Raw genomic sequence first — 21,731 nt, forward strand, 5'->3', positions numbered from 1 at the left:
CCCGGACCCGGCGCCGCGAAACCCCGCACTCAGTCGACGACGCCGGCCAGCACGACGGCGGCCACGACGCACGCCACGGCCACCCCGACCCCGACCAGCGCACCGACGGTGGCGGAGCCGCCCCGCGATCGCCGGACGCCGGCCAGCACGGCCCCGAGGACGACGCCGACCGCCGGCCCGCCGGCGCTGAGGAACCACACCGCGTTGACCATGCTCTGGCAGCCCCGCGGGCCGCCGTCGCCGCAGGCCGTGCCCGACAGCCCGGCCGCGCCCATCGTCCCGACGAGGAACATCATCGCTGCGCCGAACCCGAGACCGACCAGCAGCAGCACGGCCACCACGACGTCCGCCGTGCGTCCCGGGCCCGCCCCGCGCTGCTCGTCCATGCGCCGCGGTGTGCCCGGCCGCGCCGGGCCGGAAACGCGGCTGCGGCGGCCGGGCGCCGGGCGTACCGTGCCGCGGGTGGACCCCACCGACCTCCCCGCGCTGCCCGCCGCCGAGCGGGCGCGGGTGCTCGCCCAGTTCGTCGACGCCGACGGCGCGCTGCACACCATGCCGACGAAGCACACCAAGCGGCTGGTCGTGCTCGACCACGTGGCGCAGGTCTTCGAGCCCGGCGTGGTCTACCCCGAGCTCGAGGTGAACACGGCCCTGCGCCGCTTCCACCCCGACGTCGCCGCGCTGCGCCGCTACCTCGTCGAGAACGGGTTCCTGGAGCGCGAGGCGAACCGGTACTGGCGCTCCGGCGGCCGCGTCGAGGTCTGAGCGGACGACCGCGTACGCCGCTCAGGCGTGCGGCACCAGTCCGTCGCGCCAGCCGTCGAACGGGGCCAGGGCGCCCAGCGTGCGGTGCAGCACCGCCGGGTCCTCGGGCCCGAGGTCGGGCCGGAACGACCACGCCGTCCCGGCGAACGCGTCCGCCAGCCGACCGCCCGGGCCGCTCGGCAGGCGCAGCGCGGACGACCACAGCGACGCCAGCAGGCGCTGCTCGGCCGGGCCGCCCACCCGCGGGGCCTCGTCGGAGCCGGTCAGCACGACCTGCACCCCGTCCGGCGGGCCCGTCACGAGCTGGTCGACGAGCGGCAGGGTCTCGGCCTCCCAGGCGGTCGGCGCGTCGAGCAGCACGAGCACCACCGGGCGGAGCAGCTCGGCGTCGAGGGCGTCCATCGCCGCGCTCGACCGCGCGAGGTCGATCAGCTCGGCGCGCGCGACCAGGTCCCGCAGCACCGAGGTCAGCACGGGCGGGGAGGTCACCGGCGCCACCCACGCCGGGGGCAGACCCAGGTCGCCGCGGGCGCTGCCGAGGTCGGCCACGACGAGCCGCGGCCGGTGGGGCGCGAGCGCGGCCACGGCGCGCACCGCGATGCCCGTCGCCACCTGCGTCGCTGCCCGGTCCCCGCCGGCGTCGGCGCTGACCACCAGCGGGCGTCCGGGCACCCGCCACACGAGCGGCACCCGGAAGTCGCCGCCGGGCACTGAGGGCGGCAGGTCGGCCAGGTGGGCCGGCCCCAGCTCGCCCGCCCGCAGGGCCGTCACGGGGCCGGCGCCCGCCGAGGCCGGCGCCATCGTCTCCCAGCGCGACAGGGCCGGCGGCAGCGAGCGCTCGATCTCGGCCATCTCCCCACCCAGCTGCACGAGGTCGCGCAGGTGCGCCTCCCCGGCGCGGGCCACCAGGTCGTCGCGGCGGGCGCGGGCCGCGGCGCGCGCGGCGTCGCCGGCGGCCGAGACGCGCAGGGAGGCGTCGGCGACGATCGCCGCCTCGTCCCGCTCGAGCGCCTCGTCCGCGAAGGTCACGCTGGAGGAGTACGACGCCGAGCTGCGCGCCGCGTCCTCCAGCACCATGCCGATCAGCTGGACCGCACGGTCCGGGTCGACGGCCTGGGTGGCCGGGGTCGCGGCGGACGGCGGGGGTGTCGGGGGTGTCGGGGGCGCCGGCGGGGCCGCCGGCGGCGCGGGCCGAGCAGCTGGCTCGCCCTGCTGCGGCAGGGTCATCCGCACGCCGTGGAGGCGCTCGACGTCCGCGGCGGAGCCGTACGCCCGGCCCACCGCGCGCAGCTTCCAGCCGCTGCCGCGCCGGTACAGCTCCACCAGCGCGACCACGGTCTCCCCGCCCGGGGACGCCGCCGCACCGTCGGCCTCGGGCTGGAGGTCGAAGGTGACGACCGCACCGGCGTCGGCTCCGGTGCCCGCGCCGGGGTGGACCTGCAGCCGCAGGGCCCCCGGGTCGAGCCCCAGCACGACGAGGCGGGCGCAGGTGTCCGGCACCGCGGTGAGCGCGAGGCGTACGTCGCCCAGCGACCACAGGAGGCCGTCGGGCGTCAGCGCGCGGTCGTCCGCGCCGAGGGCGAGGACCGCCATCCGCCGCCCCGGCGCCTCGACCCGGCAGCCGGGGTGCGGCCAGGGCACGTTCTGCCCCGGCACGAGCGCGGTCACGTCAGCGGGCCGCGTCGCTCAGAGGAACTTGGTGAGCTGCGGGATGGCCTCGCTCGGCACCTTGGCGTTGAAGCCGTCGCCGATGGCCTGCATCTTCCAGCCGCCGCCCTCGCGGTAGACCTTCGCCATCACCAGCGCGGTGAACGGCATGCCGCCGGCGAGGGTGAAGCGCGCCAGCTCGCCGTCGGTCTGGTCGATGAGGCGGCAGAACGCGTTCGAGACGTCCTGGAACGTCTGGCCCTGGTAGCTGGTGACGATGAAGACCAGGTTGTCGACGTGCACGGGCACCCGCGTCAGGTCGACCACGATCGTCTCGTCGTCGCCGTCCCCGTCGCCGGTGCGGTTGTCGCCGAGGTGGCGCACGGAGCCGTCGCGGGTGGTGAGGTTGTTGTAGAACGCCAGGTCCACCGCCTGCTGGCCCGCGAACAGGACCACCGAGGCGTCGAGGTCGATGTCGACCTCGCGGGAGCCGAAGAGTCCGCCCTTGCGCAGCGGGTCCCACCCGAGGCCCATCCGCACCTGCGTCAGCGCCTGCCCGCCGTCCTTCTGCAGGGAGACCCGCTGGCCCTTCTGCAGCGAGACCGACGCGCCCTTGCGCAAGCTGACCTCGCCGCCCTGCTGGGGGGCGGGCGGCTGCTGGGCCGGCGGCTGCTGGGGGGCCTGCTGCCCGTACGCCGGTGGCTGCTGCTGCCCGTACGCGGGCGGCTGCTGGCCGTAGGTCGGCGCCGCCGGGGGCTGCTGCCCGTACGCCGGGGGCGCCGGCGGCGGCGGAGAGCTCGGGGTGCCCCAGGTCGGAGCGCTCGGCGGCTGCTGCGGCGCCGGAGCGGGGGTCGGAGCCGGGGCCGGAGCGGGGGCCGGGGTGGGAGCGGGCGCGGGGGCCGGCGCAGGCGCGGCAGCAGGTGCCGCCGGGGCGTCGTCCACGCTCACACCGTGGTCGGCGATCAGGTCGGCGAGACCGCCGTCGTAGCCGCGACCCACGGCGCGTACCTTCCAGTCCGCGTTGCGGCGGTAGAACTCGACCGCGACCACGATGGTCTCGCGGTCCAGGCCCGTCATCGCGAACTCCGCGACCTGGCTGCCCCCGCTGCTCACGCGGGCGACGGGCTGGCCGACCTGCCCGAACACCTTGCCGCCGTCGTCGAGCGACGTCACGAAGCGGACGGCGTGCACGTCGGCCGGCACCTGGGTCAGGTCGACGTCGACCCGCCACTGGCCGCCGCCGTTCGGCGGCACGCAGGTGACGCCGGGGCCCTGCGGCTGGTTGTAGAAGACGAAGTCCGCGTCGCTGCGCACCTTGCCCTGCTCCGTCACCAGCAGCGCCGAGAGGTCGGCCGAGGCGGAGACGTCGACGGTCACGGACAGCCGGGTGGCGCTCAGCGGCGCGTTGGCGCCCTTCACCAAGGAGGTCACGAGCCGGGAATCTATCGGATCGGACCACGTCGCAGGGGCGTCGTAGCCTTCTCGGTCGTGGCCCTCTCCCTCGTCTCGCTGCACCACTACCCCGTGAAGTCCCTGCGCGGCACGAACCTCCCCACGGCGGTCGTCGAGCCGTGGGGTCTCGCGGGCGACCGGCGCTGGATGCTGGTCGAGGCCGAGGGGCCCGCGACCGGCACGTTCGTGTCGGCCCGCAAGGACCCGCGGATGCTGCCGCTGCACGCCGAGGCGCAGCCGGACGACGCTCTCGTGCTGCGGGCCCCGGACGGCTGGGACGTGCCCGGTCCGCTCCACGTCCCCGTGCCCCCGCCGCGCGACCACCTGCGGGTCGACGTCTGGGGCTCCGAGCTCGACGCCGCCCCCGCCGGCCCGGCCGCCGACGCCTGGCTCAGCGCCGCGCTCGGGCGCCCGGTGCGGCTGGTGCACCTCGACGACCCGACGCGCCGCCCCACGAGCCCCGCCTTCTCCGAGCCCGACGACCGCGTCTCCTTCGCCGACGGCTTCCCCGTGCTGCTCACGACCCTCGCATCGCTGCGCGCGCTCAACGACGACCTGCTGGAAGCCTCCCAGGGGGCCGAGGCGGCCGTCGCCATGGACCGGTTCCGGCCCAACGTCGTCGTCGACGGCGACGTCGCCTGGGCGGAGGACGACTGGCGTCGGGTGCGGATCGGCGACGCCACCTTCCGTGCGGTCAAGGGCTGCGCCCGCTGCGTGCTGACCACCGTCGACCCCGCGACCGCCGAGAAGGGGCGCGAGCCGCTGCGGACGCTCGCCCGCACCCGGCGCTTCGACCAGGGCGTCTGGTTCGGCGTCAACCTGGTGCCCGACGCCCCGTTCGGGACACGTCTGCAGGTCGGGGACCCGGTCGAGGTGCTCGAGGCGGTGCTCCCGGGCGAGGGGCCGCTGCGCTCCCCCGCCTGAGCTCGGCCGGCCCCCTGGCCGCGCGAGGTCGCGGCTGGTAGGCATGGCCGGCGAGGGCGGTGGCGACGACGCCACGGCCGAGCGAGAGAAGGGACGTGCTCATGACCGCATCCCCCGGCCTGGCCGGCAAGACCGCCATCGTGACCGGTGCCAGCCGCGGCATCGGCCTCGCCGTGGCGCAGCGGCTCGTCGACGAGGGTGCGCGCGTGGTGATCACGGCCCGCAACACCGAGGCTCTCGACGAGGCCGTCGCCGAGCTCGGCGGACCCGACAAGGCGCTGGCCGTCGCCGGCCGCGCCGACGACCCCGAGCACCAGGCCGACGCGGTCGCCCGCGCGATCGAGACGTTCGGCAGCCTCGACCTGCTGGTCAACAACACGGGCATCAACCCCGTCTACGGCTCGCTCATGGAGCTGGACCTCGACGCGGCCCGCAAGATCCTCGAGGTCAACGCCATCGGCACGCTGGGCTGGACCCAGCACGCGGTGGGCGCCTGGATGAAGGACCACGGTGGCGCCGTCGTCAACGTCGTCTCCGTCGCCGGTCTGCGGCCCGCGCCCGGCATCGGGTTCTACGGCGCCTCCAAGGCCCTGCTGGTGCACCTCACCGAGGAGCTCGCGGTCGAGCTCGGCCCCGACGTACGGGTCAACGCCGTCGCCCCGGCCGTCGTGAAGACCCGCTTCGCCGAGGCGCTCTACAGCGGCCGCGAGGAGGAGGTGGCCGCGGCGTACCCCCTGCGCCGCCTCGGGCTGCCCGAGGACGTGGCCGGGGCGGTGGCGTACCTGCTCTCCGACGACGCCGCCTGGACGACCGGCCAGACCCTGGTCGTCGACGGGGGCCTGACGCTCAGCGGCGGGGTGTGAGCGGGTAGGTCTGCACGAACTCCGTCAGCCGCGCGAGCTGGTCGGGGTCGGTCGACGGGATGACGCCGTGCCCGAGGTTGAAGATGTGGCCGCGGGCGGCGCGACCGGCCTCGATGACCTCGGCGGCGCGCGCGGTCATCACCTCGGTCGGCGCGAACACCAGCGTGGGGTCGAGGTTGCCCTGCACGGCCCGGTCGCCGACCCGACCGATCGCGTCCTCGAGCGGGGTGCGCCAGTCGACGCCGACCACGTCGGCGCCCGCCTCGCCCATCGGCCCCAGCAGGTTCGAGGTGCCGACCCCGAAGTGGATCCGGGGCACGCCGAGCTCGCCGATCGTCGCCAGCACCCGGGCCGAGTGGGGCTGGACGTACGCCGCGTAGTCCGCCGGCGCCAACGCACCCGCCCACGAGTCGAACAGCTGCACGGCCGACGCGCCGGCGCGCACCTGGACCGCGAGGAACTCGGCGGCGATGCCGCCGATCTTGCGCATCAGCGCGTCCCAGACGTCCGGGGCGCCGAACATCATCGCCTTGGTGCGGGCGTGCTCCTTGGAGGGTCCGCCCTCGACCAGGTAGGACGCGACCGTGAAGGGGGCGCCCGCGAAGCCGAGCAGCGGGGTCCCACCCAGCTCGCGGGTCAGCGCCTGCACCGCCTCGGTGATGAACCAGACGTGCTCGGGCGTGAGGTCGGGGATGGCCTCGACGTCGGCCAGCGTGCGCACCGGCGACTCGACGACCGGGCCGATGCCGGGCTTGATGTCGAGGTCGACGCCGACCGCCTTGAGGGGCAGCACGATGTCGGAGAAGAACACCGCCGCGTCGACGCCGTAGCGCCGCACGGGCTGCAGCGTGATCTCGGTCGTCAGCGCCGGGTCCATGCAGGACTCGAGCATCCCGACGCCCTCGCGCACCGCGAGGTACTCCGGCAGCGAGCGTCCCGCCTGCCGCATGTACCAGACCGGCGTGTGCGGCACCTCCTCCCCGCGGGCCGCCTTGAGGAAGGCGGAGTCGGCGAGGCGGGGGTCGGGCGTGGGAGCGACGTTGCTGGACACCCCGTGATCCTCGCAGGTCAGGCGGCGTGGCGCAGCGGCGACCTCGCGACCTCGGCTTACCGTGGGCCTCATGCCCGCAGGACACGACGCGCACCCGGGGACCGATCCCGCCCCGGTGCCGCGCGCCTTCGCCGACGCGGTCGCCGCCATGCGCGCCGCCTCCGTGCGCCCCGAGGTGCGTCTCGAGGAGATGACCGCGCCCCGCCGGATCGCCACGTACGCCTTCGCCCTGACCGGCGACGTCGTCGTCCGGGAGGACGAGCTCGCGACCGGCCGGATCATCCTGCTGCACGAGCCGGACGGCAACGACGCGTGGGAGGGGACCTTCCGGTGCGTCACCTACGTGCGCGCCGAGACCGACGCCGAGGCCGTCGACGAGGGCCAGGGCATGATGGGCCAGGTCGGCTGGTCGTGGCTGACCGAGGCGCTCGAGGCGCACGGCGCCGAGCACCACGCCGCCGCCGGCACCGTCACGTGCGTCGTCACCCAGGGCTTCGGCCAGATGGCCGACGAGGCCCGCACCACCCAGGTGGAGATCCGCGCGTCGTGGACGCCCTCGGGCCCCGACCTCGCCCGTCACGTGGCGGCCTGGGCCGACCTGATGTGCCAGGCCGGCGGCATCGAGCCCGTGCCCGACGGCGTCGCCGTGCTGCCGAACCGGCGGCGGGCCGGGTCGTGACCCGGCCCGAGGCCGACCGCACCGACCAGACCGACCAGACCGACCGGACCGGCGAGGCCGACGCCGGCACGAGCGGGACCACCGAGGCTCCCCCGCCGCCGCTGCTCGAACTGCGTGACGGGCTGACCGAGGTCGTCGACACCCCCGAGGCGCTGGCGGCGTACTGCGCCGCGCTCGCCGCCGGCACCGGTCCCGTCGCGATCGACGCCGAGCGGGCCTCCGGCTACCGCTACTCCTCGCGGGCGTACCTGGTGCAGCTGCGGCGCGAGGGCGCGGGCACGGCGCTCGTCGACCCGATCGCGTTCGACGACCTGGCGCCGCTGCAGGAGGCGATCGGCGAGACCGAGTGGATCCTGCACGCCGCGACCCAGGACCTGGCCTGCCTGGCCGAGGTCGGCCTGCGTCCCGCCCGCCTCTTCGACACCGAGCTGGCCGGGCGCCTGCTCGGGCACCCGAAGGTCGGGCTCGCGACGCTCGTCGAGACCGTCCTGGGCCGCCGCCTGCGCAAGGAGCACTCGGCGGTCGACTGGTCGACGCGGCCGCTGCCGGTGCCGTGGCTGGAGTACGCGGCGCTCGACGTCGAGGTGCTCGTCGAGCTGCGCTCGGCGCTCGGCGCCGAGCTCGAGGAGGCCGGCAAGACCGAGTGGGCCCGGCAGGAGTTCGAGAGCCTGCTGCGCTTCGAGCCGAACGTGCGCGCCGAGCCGTGGCGCCGGGTCGGCACCCACAAGCTGCGTGGACGTCGCGCGCTCGGCGCCGTGCGCGCCCTGTGGGAGACCCGCGACGACATCGCCCGCAGCCGCGACGTCAGCCCCGGGCGCGTGCTGCCCGAGGCGGCGATCGTCGCCGCCGCCGAGGCGATGCCGACCACGCGCGCCGCGCTGCTCTCGACGCCGGGGTTCAAGGGCCGCGGTGCCGACCGGTACGCCTCGCGCTGGCTGGCCGCGATCACCACCGCGCTGGAGCTGCCCGACGCGGAGCTGCCGGCGCGCAGCCCGCGCGGCGACGGCCCGCCGCCGCCCCGGGCCTGGGCCGACAAGGACCCGGTCGCCGCCCGCCGGCTCGTGCTGGCCCGCGAGGCGGTCGCGCAGCGCGCGGCCGAGCTGCGTCTGCCGACCGAGAACCTGCTGACGCCCGACTACCTGCGCCGCGTGCTGTGGACGCCGCCGGTCGAGCGCGCCCCGCAGCCGCTGGCCGCGGGCGTCGCCGAGCGGCTCCGCGACCTCGGGGCCCGCCCGTGGCAGGTCGACATCGTCACGCCGATCGTCGTCGAGGCCGTGCTGGCCGCCGACGTCGAGCCGGCGGACGAGGCCCCGGGCGACCCGGACGTCTGAACCTCCGGGCGACCCGGGCGATCCGGGTCAGTCCTCCTCGGCCTCGCCGCCCAGCGCGAGGCGGGCGGCCTCGTCCAGGTTGGCCGTCGTGGCGGCGATGCTCTCCGAGTTCACGATCGCGTCGTTGAGCAGGGCGTCGAGGTAGGGCGCCACGGCCTCGTCGAGGGCGGCACGGTCCTGCACGGCCGGCAGGAAGTAGGTCCAGCGCAGGTTGTTCGGCCACACACCGGCGTCCTCGGGCAGCTGGTCGGGCTGCAGGAACGCGTCCGAGGCGGCCACCTCGAGCAGGGCCGGGACGCTGTAGCCCGCCTCGGCGACCGCCGAGACGACCTCGGGCGAACTCAGACCCACGATGGTGTCGGCGGCGGCCTCCTGGTGCTCGCTGGCGGCGGACATGCAGATGCCGGTCGCGGTGCCGACGGTGGCCCGGTCGTCGAGGGTGGGCGGGAAGATCACGTCGAAGTCGAGGCCCTCGACGCCGCGCAGCTCGGGCACCAGCGAGCGCGGCGCGAGCATCATCCCGAGCCGCCCGGAGGTGAACCACTCGAGCGCGTCGGCCTGCGCGAGCTCGTCTGGCGTGAGGGTGATGAGGGGGTCGCGCAGCACCTCGAGCGTGCGGGTCAGCGCGTCCACGGCGGCCTCGTCCGACAGCGCCGTCGACGTCGGCGGCTCGCCCTCGGCGAACACGCTGCCGCCCCCGGAGAGCACGAACGGCGCGATCTGGTCGAGCGTCGGCGCCACGTAGAGGCCCTTCGTGCCCGCCTCCGGGTCGGAGGCGAACTCGGCGGCCGCGCGCAGCCGGTCGAGGTCCCACCGGCCGTTGCTGGGAGTGGGCAGGCCCTCGGCGTCCATGGCCTCGAAGTCGACGAGGTCGGGGTTGTAGACCACCACCTGCGGGTCCATCCCGAAGGGCATGCAGGTCAGGCGGCCGTTGACGGTGAAGGCCTGCACCCCGTCGTAGGAGAAGTCGTCGCCGAAGTCGACGTTGCGCTCGACCATGGCCCGGTCGACGGGCTCGATGACGTCGCCGGCCTCGAGCCAGGCGAGGTCCTCGTTCGAGGCGAAGAACAGGTCGGGCAGCGCCTCGCCCGCCGTGACCGCCTCACGCAGCGTGGTGTCCGAGGTGGTGAGCTCGACCGAGCGGGTGGTGGTGTCCTCGTTGAGCCGCTCGACCTCGGTCTGCAGGGCCGTCACCTCGGCCTCGGGGAGCCCGTAGGTCCCGAGCGTCAGCCGGGCGGGGGCCGCCTCGGTGGGCGGTCCGGGCTCCGGCTCCCCCTCGCTCGTGCACGCCGCGAGGAGCGGCACCGTGAGCGCGAGCGCGACGAGCCGCCGCCGAGTCCTACCAGCCTGACCAGCGTGCACCGCGTCGTGCTCCTCTCGTTTCCCCCGACGGCGCCGGGGCGCCCGGGAGAGGATACCGACCGGTCACGGCCCGGCCCGCACGCGGGAGCGGCGAGGTGGAGTGACGTGCACCGGACCGGGAGCGCCTCACGGCGCGTGGCCGCTCGTAGCGGCTTCAATTGGGACCCGGGGCTGCCACGGCCCGGTGCACGACATCGATTCTAGGACGCACGTGCCGGGACTCAACCCGAACCCCGGATCTCATCCCAGGTCGCCGGCGAGCTCGAGGTGACCGGCGCGCTCCAGCTGCTCGGAGAGCACCAGCACGCGCTCGGTCTCCTCGGTCCCGGCCCCCGTCTCGGAGCGGCCGGCGGCGACCACCCGCGCGAACGCGGCCGCGCGCAGGAGCACGTCGGCGAAGTCGCGCTCGGCGATGCCGCGCAGCACGTGGTCGACCATCCGGCGCAGCTCGTCGGGACCCGGCGGCTCGGCGACCCCGGCGACGACCCACGCCACCGGGGCCCGACGGCGTCCCGCGTCGAACTCGCGAGCGGCGCCGACCGGGTCGGCGTGCACCCACGAGCGCAGGAGGTAGAGCCGCCACAGGCACCCGGCGACCGAGTCCGGCGCGGCGCCCGACCACAGCTCGGCCAACGTGTCGATGCCCTCGGTGTCGGCCAGGCGCACGACCCGGTCGGCCACCCGGGCGTCGTCGGCGCCGCGCGCGCCGCGCACGAGGAGCAGGGCGGCACGGTCGGCCGCGGCGGTGACCTCGGCAGGATCGGCTCCCCCGTCCTGCGTCTCGAAGAACGCGGCGCCGGGCCGGGTGGGGCGGTGGTGGCGGCGCTGCTCGCTCATCCGGCCAGCACCTTCCGGATCCGGCCGTCGCTGACGGGCACGGCGGTGCCGAGCTGCTGGGCCCACAGCGAGACGCGGAACTCCTCGAGCAGCCAGCGCACCTCCCGCAGGGCCCTGCCGGGCGGGCGCCCGGTCGGCAGGGCGGCGACCTGGTGGGCGTACGAGCGCTGCAGGTCCACGACCTGCGCCGTGAGCGTCCGGTCGCGCTGCAGGGCGGCGGCCCCGCCGGCCACCAGCCGCTCGTGCCGCTCCTCCATCGCGCGCAGGTAGGTCGGGTAGCGACGCAGCCACGTCGGGCCGGCCTCGGCGACGAACCCGTCGTGCACGAGCCCGGCGAGCTGGGCCTTGAGGTCGCTCATCGCGTCCAGCAGGTGCATGTCGACGCGCCCGGTCAGGCGGCGGTCGACCGCGCGGTGCGCGGCCAGGGCGCGGCCGACGTCGGCGACCACGGTGCGTACGCGGGGTTCCAGGTCGCCGCGCACGGCCGCCAGCAGCGCGGTGAACGCGGCCTCGTCGCGCACGGCCGGGCGGGCGTCGACGGCCTCGGCGACCACGGCGGCCCGAGCGTCGGCGAGCAGCGCGTCGACCGACGGGTAGGGCGAGCCCACGAGCCCGAGCTTGGCGTTGGTGTCGAGCGCGCCGCCCACCCGCGTCAGCAGGCCCGGCTGCTCGGCGTCCAGCGCCAGCAGCAGCAGCCGGCGCACCCCGAGCCGGTGGCGCGCCTCCTGCTCGTCGGTCGTCGAGACCACCGTCAGGCCCACGCCGGACCCCTCGTCGTCGAGGGTCGGGAAGCCGCGCACCTCGTGGCCGGCGCGCTGCTGGGTGAACGACTTCTCGATCGTGCCGAACACCCAGGTCGTCGCACCGCTGACGGCCTGGCCGGCGTCGGCGGCCACCTCCGCGATCGCCTGCTCCAGCGAGGGCCGCAGGGGCTCGGCGAGCGCGCGCAGGTCCTTGCCGCGCGACACCTCGTCGCCGTCGGCGCCGAGGACCCGGAACGTGGGCCGCAGGTGGGGCGCCACCTTGTCCCAGTCCCAGGCCTCGCGCGGCACGACGATGCCGGCGGTGTGGCGGGCGTACCGCTCCAGGGCGTCGAGCAGCGGCTCCGAGCCCGGCGGCGTCGCGGCCAGGAAGCGGCGGGCGTGGTCGGGGGCGGGCACCAGGGCCGTGCGCAGCTGCTTGGGCAGGGAGCGGATCAGCGCGGTGACCAGCTCCTCGCGCAGCCCGGGCACGTTCCAGGAGAAGTCGCCCGGCTCGAGCTGGTTGAGCGCGGCCAGCGGCACGTCGATGGTCAGCCCGTCGTCGGCGGCGCCCGGCTCGAAGTGGTAGCTGATCGGGAAGGTCAGCGGACCGCCCCCGGCGCCGGTCGAGGACCAGCTCTCGGGGTAGTCCTGCGCCTGCACCTCACCGGCGGTGCCGTGCGTGAGCATCGCCGGGTCGAAGACCAGCAGGTCCGGCCGCTTCTGCCGCTCGCGCTTCCACCACTGGTCGAAGTGCGCGGCGCTGAGCACCGTGGCCGGCACCCGCGCGTCGTAGAAGTCGAAGAGCGTGTGCTCGTCGACGACGATGTCGCGCCGGCGGGCGCGGTGCTCCAGCTCCTCGGCCTCGGCCAGCAGGCGCTGGTTCTCGACGAGGAAGCGGTGCCGACCGGTCTCCGCGGCGCCCCACTCGCCGTGGACGAGGGCGTGGCGCAGGAACAGCTCGCGCGCCAGCGCCGGGTCGACCCGGCCGAGCTGCACGGTGCGGTCGGCCGCGAGGGGTACGCCGTAGAGCGTCACCCGCTCCTTGGCCACCGCGCTGCCCCGCTTCTTCGACCAGTGCGGCTCGGCGTAGGTCCGCTTGACCAGGTGGGCGCCCAGCCGCTCGGCCCACAGCGGGTCGATCGCCGCGGCCTGCCGCGCCCAGAGCCGACCGGTCTCGACCAGCTCGGCGGCCATCAGGTACTGCGGGTTCTTCCCCTTCAGGACGCTGCCGGGGAAGATCGCGAACCGGCTGCCGCGCGCCCCCACGTACTCCCGCGGGCCGGGGCGACGGCCCTTCGCGCGGGCACCGGGCGCCTCCTTCTCGCGCTCCTCCAGCAGCCCGATCTGCGAGAGCAGACCCGACAGCAGGGCCTGGTGGATGCCGTCGGCGTCCGGCTGGTCGGCCGGCGTGCCGACGTCGACGCCCATCTCCTTGCAGACCTGGCGCAGCTGCGACTCGAAGTCCTGCCACTCGCGCACCCGCAGGTAGTTGAGGAACTCCGCGCGGCACATCCGGCGGAACGCGCTGCCCGACAGCTCGCGCTGCTGCGCGCGCAGGTGGCGCCACAGCTGCAGCCACGTCAGGAAGTCGCCCGACTCGTGCTTGAACCGGGCGTGGGCCTGGTCGGCCTGCGCGCGCTGCTCCTCGGGGCGCTCGCGGGGGTCCTGCAGGCTGAGCGCGGCCGCGATCACGACCACCTCCCGCACGCAGCCCAGGCGCTCGGCCTCGAGGATCATCCGGGCCAGGCGCGGGTCGATCGGCAGGCGCGCCAGCCGGCGGCCCACGTCGGTCAACCGGGTGCGGCCCTCGGCCTGCTCCAGCGCGCCGAGCTCCTCGAGCAGCTGCGTGCCCGCCGAGACGTTGCGCCGGTCGGGCGGCTCGACGAACGGGAAGCGGGCGATGTCGCCCAGCCCCAGGCTGGTCATCTGCAGGATGACGCTGGCCAGGTTGGTGCGCAGGATCTCGGGGTCGGTGAACTCGGGGCGCGCCTCGTAGTCCTCCTCGGCGTAGAGCCGGATGGCGATGCCCTCCGCGACGCGGCCGCAGCGGCCCGAGCGCTGGTTCGCGCTCGCCTGGCTGATGGGCTCGATCGGCAGGCGCTGCACCTTGGTGCGCACCGAGTAGCGCGAGATGCGGGCCAGGCCCGAGTCGACGACGTAGCGGATGCCCGGGACCGTCAGCGACGTCTCGGCCACGTTGGTCGCCAGCACGACCCGGCGACGCGAGCCGCTCGGGGAGAACACGCGGTGCTGCTCGGTCGACGAGAGCCGGGAGTAGAGCGGCAGCACGTCGACCCCGCGCGGACCGCTCACCTTCGCGAGGTCGCCCAGCGCCTCCGCGGTGTCGCGGATCTCGCGCTCGCCGGGCAGGAAGACCAGGACGTCGCCGGGCCCCTCGGCCGAGAGCTCCTTGACGGCCTCGACCACGGCTTCGGTCTGGTCGCGGACGACCGGCTCGCCGTCCTCGTCGTCGTCGCTCAGCTCCATCAGCGGGCGGTAGCGCACCTCGACGGGGAACGTGCGGCCCGAGACCTCGATGATCGGCGCCGGCCGGCCCTGCGCGTCGCCGAAGTGCGCGGCGAAGCGCTCGGGGTCGATGGTGGCCGAGGTGATGATGAGCTTCAGGTCGGGGCGGCGCGGCAGCAGGCGGCGCAGGTAGCCCAGGAGGAAGTCGATGTTGAGGCTGCGCTCGTGGGCCTCGTCGATGATGATCGTGTCGTAGCGGCGCAGGTCGCGGTCGCGCTGCAGCTCGGCGAGCAGGATGCCGTCGGTCATCAGCTTGACGCGGCTGGAGCGGGAGGTGCGGTCGGTGAACCGCACCTGGTAGCCGACCAGGTCACCCAGCTCGGTGCCCGTCTCCTCGGCGATCCGCTCGGCCACGGCGCGGGCCGCGATCCGGCGCGGTTGGGTGTGGCCGATCAGCCCGCCGCGGCGGCGCGTGCGGCCGTCGCGGCCGACGTGCTCGACCGCCTGCCCGCGGCCCAGCTCGAGGCAGATCTTGGGCAGCTGGGTGGTCTTGCCCGAGCCCGTCTCGCCCGCGACGATCACGACCTGGTGGTCGCGGATCGCCGCCGCGATGTCGTCGCGACGGGCGGAGACCGGGAGCTGGGGTGGGTAGTCGATGCGCACAGCGCCGACCATTCTCCCCCACGGGCGGCAACGCCGCGGCCCGCCCCGCAGCCGGGCCTCAGCCCTCGTCCGCCGCGCCCGGCGGTGGGCCGGGGGCGGAGCCGTCGGGGCCACCCTCGGGGGGAGCCTGCTGGTCCGTGCCGGGACCGGCGGCGGCCGCGGCGTCGTCGCCCAGCGCACCGGCGGCGAACCCTCCGCCCGCGCCCAGCACGAGCGCGGCGATCGCGACGGCGGCGCTGGCCCGGGCCGACACGACGCGCTCACGCCAGGGCGTACGCGCCGGCCTCGGCGCCGCGGGCGGCTGCGGCGGGAGCGGCGGGAGCGGGGCGGGGGTCGGCTGCTCGGTCATGCCGACCACGATGGCCGCGCCGGCTGAGGTGGTGCTGTGCCCCACGGAGGTCGATCCTGTGAGGCGACGCCCAGCAGGTCCACAGCGAACGCACAGCGACCTGGGGCAGAGTCGCCCCCATGGACCTGACCCGCCCGGACGGCTCCGCGCTGCGCGTGCTCGTCGTCGACGACGAGGTGAACCTCGCCGAGCTGATCGCGATGGCGCTGCGCTACGAGGGCTTCGAGACCGCGATGGCGCACACCGGACGGCGCGCGGTGGACACGGCGCGCGACTTCGGCCCCGACGTCGTGGTGCTCGACATGATGCTGCCGGACTTCGACGGCCTGGAGGTGCTGCGGCGGGTGCGTGCGTACGACCCGGGCGTACCCGTCCTGTTCCTCACCGCCCGCGACGCCGTCGAGGACCGGGTCGCGGGCCTGACGGCCGGCGGGGACGACTACGTGACCAAGCCGTTCTCCCTCGAGGAGGTCGTGGCCCGGCTGCGCGCCCTGCTGCGCCGCGCGGGTGCGCGCGACGCGGAGCGGCAGAACGTGCTGGTGGTCGGCGACCTCGTGCTCGACGAGGACAGCCGCGAGGTCCGCCGCGGCGACGTCGAGGTGGCCCTGACGGCGACCGAGTTCGAGCTGCTGCGCTACCTGATGCGCAACCCCCGGCGGGTGCTCAGCAAGGCGCAGATCCTCGACCGGGTCTGGAACTACGACTTCGGCGGTCAGGCCAACGTCGTCGAGCTCTACATCTCCTACCTGCGCAAGAAGATCGACGCCGGCCGGGCGCCGATGATCCACACGATGCGTGGCGCGGGCTACGTGCTGAAGCCGGCGGAGTGAGCGTGGCCCGCTCCCGGCTGCGGCCGGCGACGCTGACCTCGCGGCTCGTGCTGACCACGGTGGTGCTCGCGACCCTCCTCGCGATCGCGATCGCGGGGGCGACCACGTTCGCGATGCGGGCCAACCTCACCCACGGCCTCGACGTCGAGGTCACCTCGATCGTGCCGCGGGCCGGCGGCGGCGACTACCAGCCCCCCGACGACGTGGCGGGCCGGCCGGGAGGCGAGGAGCCCGGCTACGGCGGCGGCTGCGACCGGTTCCTGCCCGGCAACCAAGGCCCCGGCACGCTGCTCGCCGCGCTGTCGGACGGCTCGGCCGGCAGCGCCGCCCGCGGCAGCGTGCTGACCGAGGAGGTCTGCGGCGAGCGCGCGCTGTCGTCCGGGGCCCTCGACCAGCTCGCGGACGTGCCCGTCGACGGCCGCGTGCACGCCCTCGACGTCGACGGTGTCGGCTCCTACCGCGTCGTCGCGACCCCGACCGACGACGGCACCGTGCTCGTGGCCGGCCTGCCCACGTCGTCGGTCGACGACGCGGTCCGCTCGCTCGTGGGCTACGAGGTGCTGATCGGCCTGCTCGGCGTGCTGGCCGCCGGCGGTGCCGCGACGCTGGTGGTACGCCGCCAGCTGCGGCCCCTGCGCGACGTCGCCGCCACGGCGCACGAGGTCGCCACGCTGCCGCTGGACACCGGCGAGGTCGACCTGGCCGGCCGGGTGCCGGCGAGCCTGCGCGACGCGCGCACCGAGGTGGGCCAGGTGGGGGTCGCGCTCGACACGCTCCTCGCCCACGTCGACGCCTCGATCGCCGCGCGGCACCGCAGCGAGCAGCAGGTGCGCCGGTTCGTCGCGGACGCCTCGCACGAGCTGCGCACGCCGCTGGCGACGATCGCGGGGTACGCCGAGCTGGCCCGCCGCCGGCCCGACGACGCCGAGGCGGCCCGTACGGCCCTGGCGAAGGTGGAGGGCGAGTCGGGGCGGATGCGCGTGCTGGTCGAGGACCTGCTGACCCTGGCCCGGATCGACGCCGGGCGACCGCTCGCGCGCGACGACGTCGACGTCACCCACCTGCTGCTCGAGGCGGTCGGCGACGCCCGCGTCCTCGCCCCCGCCCACCGGTGGCACCTCGACCTGCCGGACGAGGCCGTCGAGGTGGTCGGCGACGCGCACGCCCTGCACCGGGTGGTGTCCAACCTCCTGACCAACGCCCGCCGCTACACCCCCGACGGCACCACGGTGACCGTCCGGGTGGCCCTCGACGAGGCCGGTGGCGGGGCCGGCGGCTCCGTGCTGATCGCCGTCCACGACGACGGGCCGGGGTTCGCCCCGGAGCTGGTCGACAGCGCCTTCGACCGGTTCGTGCGCGGGGACGCCGCGCGGACGCGTACCCCCGTCGACGCCGGCGGGTCGGGCCTCGGACTGGCCCTGGTGCGGGCCATCGCGCGGGCCCACGGCGGCGACGTGCACTTGAGAAGCGCTCCCGGAGACACCACGGTGGAGGTGGCGATCCCGCGACGAGCGGCTACGCTGACCGACGGGCAGATTGTCTGACAATCCTGACCGTGACCGGGTTCCGTCCCGGCCCGTCTGCCCGCACCGACGAGGAGGAGGCGAGATGTCCCGCACGACGAGCACCGAGGCGCCGCGCAGCCAGGCGTACTTCCGCGAGGCCCAGGAGCGCACCGCGCACAACTACCACCCGCTGCCGGTGGTGGTGGAGCACGCCGAGGGCGCCTGGATGACGGACGTCGACGGCACGCGCTACCTCGACATGCTCGCCGGCTACTCCGCGCTCAACTTCGGCCACGGCCACCCCGAGCTGCTGCAGGTCGCGCACGCGCAGCTCGACCGCCTCACCCTGACCAGCCGCGCCTTCGTGCACGACCAGTTCGGCACGTTCTGCGCCGCCCTCGCCGACCTGTGCGGCAAGGAGCTGGTGCTGCCGATGAACACCGGCGCCGAGGCCGTCGAGACCGCGATCAAGGTCAGCCGCAAGTGGGGCTACGACATCAAGGGCGTCACGCCCGACAGCGCCGAGATCGTCGTCGCGACTGGCAACTTCCACGGCCGCACCACGACGGTCGTCGGGTTCTCCGACGACCCCGACGCCCGCGACGGGTTCGGTCCGTTCACCCCGGGCTTCGTGCCGGTGCCCTACGGCGACGCCGCCGCCCTCGAGGCCGCGATCACGCCGAGCACCGTCGCGGTCCTGATCGAGCCGATCCAGGGCGAGGGCGGCGTGGTGATCCCGCCGGACGGCTACCTGCGCGAGGTCCGCGACATCACGCGCCGGCACAACGTCCTCTTCGCCGCCGACGAGATCCAGGCCGGCCTCGGCCGCACGGGCCGCACCTTCGCCTGCGACCACGAGGACGTGGTGCCCGACCTGTACGTCCTCGGCAAGGCCCTCGGCGGCGGCATCGTGCCCGTCTCCGCCGTGGTCGCGGACCGCGACGTGCTCGGCGTGCTGCACCCGGGCCAGCACGGCTCCACCTTCGGCGGCAACGCCCTGGCCTGCGCCGTCGGCACCAAGGTCGTCGAGCTGCTGGCGAGCGGTGAGCTGCAGGAGCGCTCGAGCACCCTCGGCGCCGTGCTGCGCGACCGGCTCGAGGCGCTGGTCGGCAAGGGCGTCCTCGCCGTGCGCACCCGCGGCCTCTGGGCGGGCGTCGACATCGACCCCACCGTCGGCACCGGCCGCGCGGTCTGCGAGGCGCTGATGGAGCGCCGCGTGCTGGCCAAGGACACCCACGGCTCGACCATCCGCCTCGCTCCCCCGCTCGTCGTCAGCGAGGACGACCTGCACTGGGGCCTCGACCAGCTCGAGGCGGTCGTCACCGGCGGGTGACGTCGCGGAGCGTCCGTCCGGCGCGGCGGACGCTCCGGTCGGGGGCCGTCGCTCGGACACGGCCCGCGCTGAGGACTGTGTGCCGGAACGCTCGACCTGGACCCCGTTCGAACGGGGTCCAGGTCGAGCGTTACCCGGTGAACCGGGTAATCCAGAGGGCGCTCACCCGATGCACACGCCTCACATGGCGCTGCGCAGGACCGGCGAGCCGATGCGGTCGAACGGCCGGCCACAGGCGCGGAAGACCTCAGCGGGCCGGCCGCGGCCGCCGGCCGGCTTCACCGAGGCGCCGGTGCTCTCGAGGAAGTCGGGGGCGGCGCGGAGCTTGCGCTGGAAGTTGCCCGGGTCGATGGGGTGGCCCCACACGGCCTCGTACACCCCCCGCAGCTGCGCGAGGGTGAACTCGGGCGGCAGGAACGAGGCGGCGAGCTGGGTGTACTCGATCTTCGACGCCACCCGCTCCCGCGCGTGGGCGAGGATCTCGTCGTGGTCGAAGGCGAGCCGGCCGGCCACCTCGTCGACCGGGAGCCACACGGCCGCCCGGGCGTCGGTGCCCGCCGTGGGCGCCTCGGCGTGCCGGGTCACCGCCAGGTGGGCGACGCTCACGACCCGGTGCGGGCGGCGGTCGCGGTCGGGGGCGCCGAAGGTGCGCAGCTGCTCCAGCGCCAGGCCCTCGCCGTCGATGCCGGTCTCCTCGACCAGCTCGCGCCGGGCCGCGTCGACGAGCTCCTCGCCGTCGCCGACGAAGCCGCCCGGCAGCGCCCAGGACCCCGCGTACGGCTCCTCGCCCCGCTCGACCACCAGCACCGCGAGCTCGCCGTCGCGCTGCGCGAACAGCACGACGTCGACGGTCAGGTAGAAGATCGGGAAGTCGCTGTGGAACATCCACGGCACGATAGTTGTCACTTCGACAACAAGCAACGCGCCACCGGGCGGCCCACGCGTCGGCTCAGACCGTCGCGCGCAGGGCCCCCTCGAGCCGGGTCGCGATCGCCGCGGCCGCGCGGCGTCCCTCGGGCACGGGCAGCAGCGGGTAGACGTGGATCGCCCCCGGCTCCTCGTGCAGCGTCACGGGCGTGCCCGCCGCCCGCAGCCGGTCGACCAGCAGCCGGCAGTCCGGCCAGGTCACGTCGCGCGTGCCGACCCACACCTCGACGGGCGGCAGGCCCTCCATCGGGCCGAACAGAGGACTCACCGCGGCGTCGGCGACGGACTCCTCCCCCGCCCACGACTGCGCCACGCGGTGCAGCGCGGCCCGCGCGAGCCAGGGGTCGGTCGGCTCGACCGCGTCGACCTCCGGGTTGGCCATGGTCAGGTCCACCCAGGGCGCCATCGCCGTCACGCCCACGATGCCCGCGTCCGGGTCACCACGCTCGGCGGCCGCCGCGACCGCGGCCTGGGCCGCGACGAGGGCGAGCCCGCCGCCCGCCGAGTCGCCCATGAGGTACGCCGGCCGGCCCTGCCGCCGCAGGTCCTCCAGCAGGGTCGCCACCAGCTCCCGGGCCTGCGCGGCGTGGTGCTGCGGCGCGAGCCCGTAGACCGGCACCAGCACCTCCACCCCGAGCCGCGGGTCGAGGGAGGTGACCAGGCGGGCCAGGAAGTCCCAGTGCTGCTTCACGATCTCGTTCACGTAGGCGCCGCCGTGCAGGTAGACGACCGCCGGGCCCGTGGGCTCCGCGAGACCGGCCCGGCGCACCCGGTAGACCGTGGCGCCCTCGACCGTCTGCGTCGTCACCAGCACCTGCGTGGTCACCCGCGCGGGCGGCGTCGGGTCCGCCTTCGCCCGGTCGAGCAGGGCCTGGCCGCCCTCCGGGTCCTCGAACGCGCGCTTGCGCGTCGCCCTCATCAGCCACCCGACCCCGGTCATCTGCCACGACATGGGCGCAGCCTGCCACGTCCCACCGAGCCACCGGCGCCGGAAAAGCCGTGGCGCGCGCGGGTCCCACCGCCGTAGCGTCACCGCGACCGCGCCCCACCGGGGCGCCTCGGAGGGGAAGGAGCGTGAGCGCCATGGCCGTCGTCGAGCCACGCCCGCAGACCCCCACCCCCGAGGTCGCCCGCCCCTGATCGCGCGCCGGTGACCTCCTGCTCCAGGAGCCTCATCGTGACCACCGACAGCACCACCCACCTGCCCGACCCCGACGACCTCGGCCCCGACCGGCGCTGGTCGACGTGGGACGAGACCCTGCCCACCCAGCGCGGCCCCGAGCCGCGACCCACCTGGGTCGTCACCGCGGCCGCCGCGGTCGACACCGAGCTCGGCGTCGTCAAGAGCGGCAAGGAGGCCGACCTCCACCTGCTCGAGCGGGCCGTCCCCGCCGGCCCCGCCAGCCTGCTCGCCGCGAAGCGCTACCGCGACAGCTCGCGCACCGACTTCCACCGCTCGGCCACCTACGAGGAGGGGCGCCGCCTGCGCCGCTCGCGCGACACCCGGGCGGTGGCCCGGAAGTCGGCGTACGGCCGCGCGGTCGCCGCGTCGCACTGGGCGGCGGCGGAGTTCGTGGCGCTGTCGCGGGCGTGGTCGGCGGGCGTGCCCGTCCCCTACCCCGTGCAGATCCTCGGCACGGAGATCCTCATGGAGTTCGTGGGCGAGGGGCGCACGGCCGCCCCACGGCTGGCCCAGACGCGCCTGCGCGGGGCCGAGCTGGGTGACGCGCTGGCGCAGGTCGAGGAGATCCTGGTGGCGCTGGCCCGGGCGGGGTACGCCCACGGCGACCTGTCGGCGTACAACCTGCTCGTCCACGACGGCCGCGTCGTGGTGATCGACCTGCCGCAGCTCGTCGACGTGGCGGCCAACCCGCAGGGCTTCGACCTGCTGCACCGCGACGTCGTCAACGTCGCGACGTGGTTCTCGCGCCGGGGGCTGGCCGTCGACGGCGACGAGCTGTACGCCCGGCTGCTCGGCGAGCTGTGGTGAGCCGGGTCCTGCCG

General features: G+C 75.6%; 19 protein-coding genes. 9 read left to right on the forward strand and 10 right to left on the reverse strand.

Annotated features, from left to right (window positions below; translation table 11 throughout):
• Positions 1 to 29: 29 nt before the first annotated feature.
• The gene (locus RDV89_RS12685; RefSeq protein WP_315733416.1) at positions 30 to 386 is read right to left on the reverse strand and encodes a hypothetical protein; all 357 of its coding nucleotides are present in this window, start codon (positions 384 to 386) and stop codon (positions 30 to 32) included.
• 76 nt (positions 387 to 462) lie between these two features.
• Here RDV89_RS12685 and RDV89_RS12690 point away from each other — a divergent pair, with 76 nt between their 5' ends.
• The gene (locus RDV89_RS12690; protein ID WP_315733417.1) at positions 463 to 765 is read left to right on the forward strand and encodes a DUF2087 domain-containing protein; all 303 of its coding nucleotides are present in this window, start codon (positions 463 to 465) and stop codon (positions 763 to 765) included.
• A 21-nt stretch (positions 766 to 786) separates the two neighbouring features.
• On the opposite strand, the gene RDV89_RS12695 is transcribed toward RDV89_RS12690, so the two are convergent.
• Together RDV89_RS12695 and RDV89_RS12700 are read right to left on the reverse strand one after the other, a co-directional pair.
• Positions 787 to 2,433 carry a hypothetical protein gene (locus RDV89_RS12695; protein WP_315733418.1) on the reverse strand — a complete coding sequence of 549 codons (1,647 nt, stop codon included), beginning with the start codon at positions 2,431 to 2,433 and terminating at the stop codon, positions 787 to 789.
• An 18-nt stretch (positions 2,434 to 2,451) separates the two neighbouring features.
• On the reverse strand, positions 2,452 to 3,843 hold the full coding sequence (locus RDV89_RS12700) for a TerD family protein (protein ID WP_315733419.1): 1,392 nt from the start codon (positions 3,841 to 3,843) through the stop codon (positions 2,452 to 2,454).
• Between the two features lie 57 nt (positions 3,844 to 3,900).
• On the opposite strand from RDV89_RS12700, the gene RDV89_RS12705 reads away from it, so the two are divergent.
• A complete protein-coding gene (locus RDV89_RS12705; RefSeq protein ID WP_315733420.1) occupies positions 3,901 to 4,788 on the forward strand; it encodes an MOSC domain-containing protein in 888 nt (295 codons plus the stop codon).
• Between the two features lie 101 nt (positions 4,789 to 4,889).
• On the forward strand, positions 4,890 to 5,651 hold the full coding sequence (locus RDV89_RS12710; protein ID WP_315733421.1) for an SDR family oxidoreductase: 762 nt from the start codon (positions 4,890 to 4,892) through the stop codon (positions 5,649 to 5,651).
• Here RDV89_RS12710 and hemE read toward each other — a convergent pair.
• Entirely contained in the window at positions 5,635 to 6,702 is a 1,068-nt protein-coding gene (hemE, locus tag RDV89_RS12715) for a uroporphyrinogen decarboxylase (RefSeq protein ID WP_315733422.1), read from the reverse strand. The two genes, RDV89_RS12710 and hemE, sit on opposite strands and share 17 nt — an antisense overlap.
• Positions 6,703 to 6,772: 70 nt before the next feature.
• Here hemE and RDV89_RS12720 point away from each other — a divergent pair, with 70 nt between their 5' ends.
• Together RDV89_RS12720 and RDV89_RS12725 are read left to right on the forward strand one after the other, a co-directional pair.
• A complete protein-coding gene (locus tag RDV89_RS12720) occupies positions 6,773 to 7,381 on the forward strand; it encodes a DUF3000 domain-containing protein (protein WP_315733423.1) in 609 nt (202 codons plus the stop codon).
• Positions 7,378 to 8,712 carry an HRDC domain-containing protein gene (locus tag RDV89_RS12725; RefSeq protein WP_315733424.1) on the forward strand — a complete coding sequence of 445 codons (1,335 nt, stop codon included), beginning with the start codon at positions 7,378 to 7,380 and terminating at the stop codon, positions 8,710 to 8,712. The genes RDV89_RS12720 and RDV89_RS12725 overlap by 4 nt, the downstream gene beginning before the upstream one ends.
• Positions 8,713 to 8,739: 27 nt before the next feature.
• Here the strand turns inward: RDV89_RS12725 and RDV89_RS12730 are convergent, their stop codons facing one another.
• From RDV89_RS12730 to RDV89_RS12745, 4 genes are all read right to left on the reverse strand, one after another.
• Complete coding sequence (locus tag RDV89_RS12730) at positions 8,740 to 10,074, reverse strand: ABC transporter substrate-binding protein (protein ID WP_315733425.1); 1,335 nt, start codon at positions 10,072 to 10,074, stop codon at positions 8,740 to 8,742.
• A gap of 240 nt (positions 10,075 to 10,314) precedes the next feature.
• Complete coding sequence (locus tag RDV89_RS12735) at positions 10,315 to 10,911, reverse strand: hypothetical protein (RefSeq protein ID WP_315733426.1); 597 nt, start codon at positions 10,909 to 10,911, stop codon at positions 10,315 to 10,317.
• Positions 10,908 to 14,795 (reverse strand): ATP-dependent RNA helicase HrpA, encoded by a 3,888-nt coding sequence (hrpA, locus tag RDV89_RS12740; protein WP_438823279.1) that lies wholly within the window; start codon positions 14,793 to 14,795, stop codon positions 10,908 to 10,910. The genes RDV89_RS12735 and hrpA overlap by 4 nt, the downstream gene beginning before the upstream one ends.
• A gap of 46 nt (positions 14,796 to 14,841) precedes the next feature.
• Positions 14,842 to 15,177 (reverse strand): hypothetical protein, encoded by a 336-nt coding sequence (locus tag RDV89_RS12745; protein WP_315733428.1) that lies wholly within the window; start codon positions 15,175 to 15,177, stop codon positions 14,842 to 14,844.
• Between the two features lie 74 nt (positions 15,178 to 15,251).
• Here RDV89_RS12745 and RDV89_RS12750 point away from each other — a divergent pair, with 74 nt between their 5' ends.
• The 3 genes from RDV89_RS12750 (at position 15,252) to rocD (ending at position 18,800) form a co-directional block, all read left to right on the forward strand.
• Positions 15,252 to 15,962, forward strand: coding sequence for a response regulator transcription factor (locus RDV89_RS12750; RefSeq protein WP_315733429.1), 711 nt, complete (start codon positions 15,252 to 15,254; stop codon positions 15,960 to 15,962).
• 2 nt (positions 15,963 to 15,964) lie between these two features.
• Positions 15,965 to 17,506: a sensor histidine kinase gene (locus tag RDV89_RS12755; RefSeq protein ID WP_315733430.1), complete on the forward strand. Its 1,542-nt coding sequence runs from the start codon at positions 15,965 to 15,967 to the stop codon at positions 17,504 to 17,506.
• A gap of 64 nt (positions 17,507 to 17,570) precedes the next feature.
• A complete protein-coding gene (gene rocD, locus RDV89_RS12760) occupies positions 17,571 to 18,800 on the forward strand; it encodes an ornithine--oxo-acid transaminase (protein WP_315733431.1) in 1,230 nt (409 codons plus the stop codon).
• A gap of 180 nt (positions 18,801 to 18,980) precedes the next feature.
• Here the strand turns inward: rocD and RDV89_RS12765 are convergent, their stop codons facing one another.
• A complete protein-coding gene (locus RDV89_RS12765; protein ID WP_315733432.1) occupies positions 18,981 to 19,685 on the reverse strand; it encodes an NUDIX hydrolase in 705 nt (234 codons plus the stop codon).
• Between the two features lie 64 nt (positions 19,686 to 19,749).
• Positions 19,750 to 20,679, reverse strand: coding sequence for an alpha/beta hydrolase fold domain-containing protein (locus tag RDV89_RS12770; protein WP_315733433.1), 930 nt, complete (start codon positions 20,677 to 20,679; stop codon positions 19,750 to 19,752).
• 225 nt (positions 20,680 to 20,904) lie between these two features.
• On the opposite strand from RDV89_RS12770, the gene RDV89_RS12775 reads away from it, so the two are divergent.
• Positions 20,905 to 21,717 (forward strand): serine protein kinase RIO, encoded by an 813-nt coding sequence (locus RDV89_RS12775; protein WP_315733434.1) that lies wholly within the window; start codon positions 20,905 to 20,907, stop codon positions 21,715 to 21,717.
• Positions 21,718 to 21,731: the final 14 nt, after the last annotated feature.

Source organism: Nocardioides imazamoxiresistens (genome assembly GCF_032378595.1).
GTDB lineage: Bacteria > Actinomycetota > Actinomycetes > Propionibacteriales > Nocardioidaceae > Nocardioides > Nocardioides imazamoxiresistens.

Excerpts from the sequence above, each read along its gene's own strand:
- RDV89_RS12685 (WP_315733416.1), bottom strand. The coding sequence starts at position 386 with ATGGACGAGCAGCGCGGGGCGGGCCCGGGACGCACGGCGGACGTCGTG.
- RDV89_RS12710 (WP_315733421.1), top strand. The coding sequence starts at position 4,890 with ATGACCGCATCCCCCGGCCTGGCCGGCAAGACCGCCATCGTGACCGGT.
- RDV89_RS12720 (WP_315733423.1), top strand. The coding sequence starts at position 6,773 with ATGCCCGCAGGACACGACGCGCACCCGGGGACCGATCCCGCCCCGGTG.
- RDV89_RS12735 (WP_315733426.1), bottom strand. The coding sequence starts at position 10,911 with ATGAGCGAGCAGCGCCGCCACCACCGCCCCACCCGGCCCGGCGCCGCG.
- hrpA (WP_438823279.1), bottom strand. The coding sequence starts at position 14,795 with ATGGTCGGCGCTGTGCGCATCGACTACCCACCCCAGCTCCCGGTCTCC.
- RDV89_RS12750 (WP_315733429.1), top strand. The coding sequence starts at position 15,252 with ATGGACCTGACCCGCCCGGACGGCTCCGCGCTGCGCGTGCTCGTCGTC.
- rocD (WP_315733431.1), top strand. The coding sequence starts at position 17,571 with ATGTCCCGCACGACGAGCACCGAGGCGCCGCGCAGCCAGGCGTACTTC.
- RDV89_RS12765 (WP_315733432.1), bottom strand. The coding sequence starts at position 19,685 with ATGTTCCACAGCGACTTCCCGATCTTCTACCTGACCGTCGACGTCGTG.
- RDV89_RS12770 (WP_315733433.1), bottom strand. The coding sequence starts at position 20,679 with ATGTCGTGGCAGATGACCGGGGTCGGGTGGCTGATGAGGGCGACGCGC.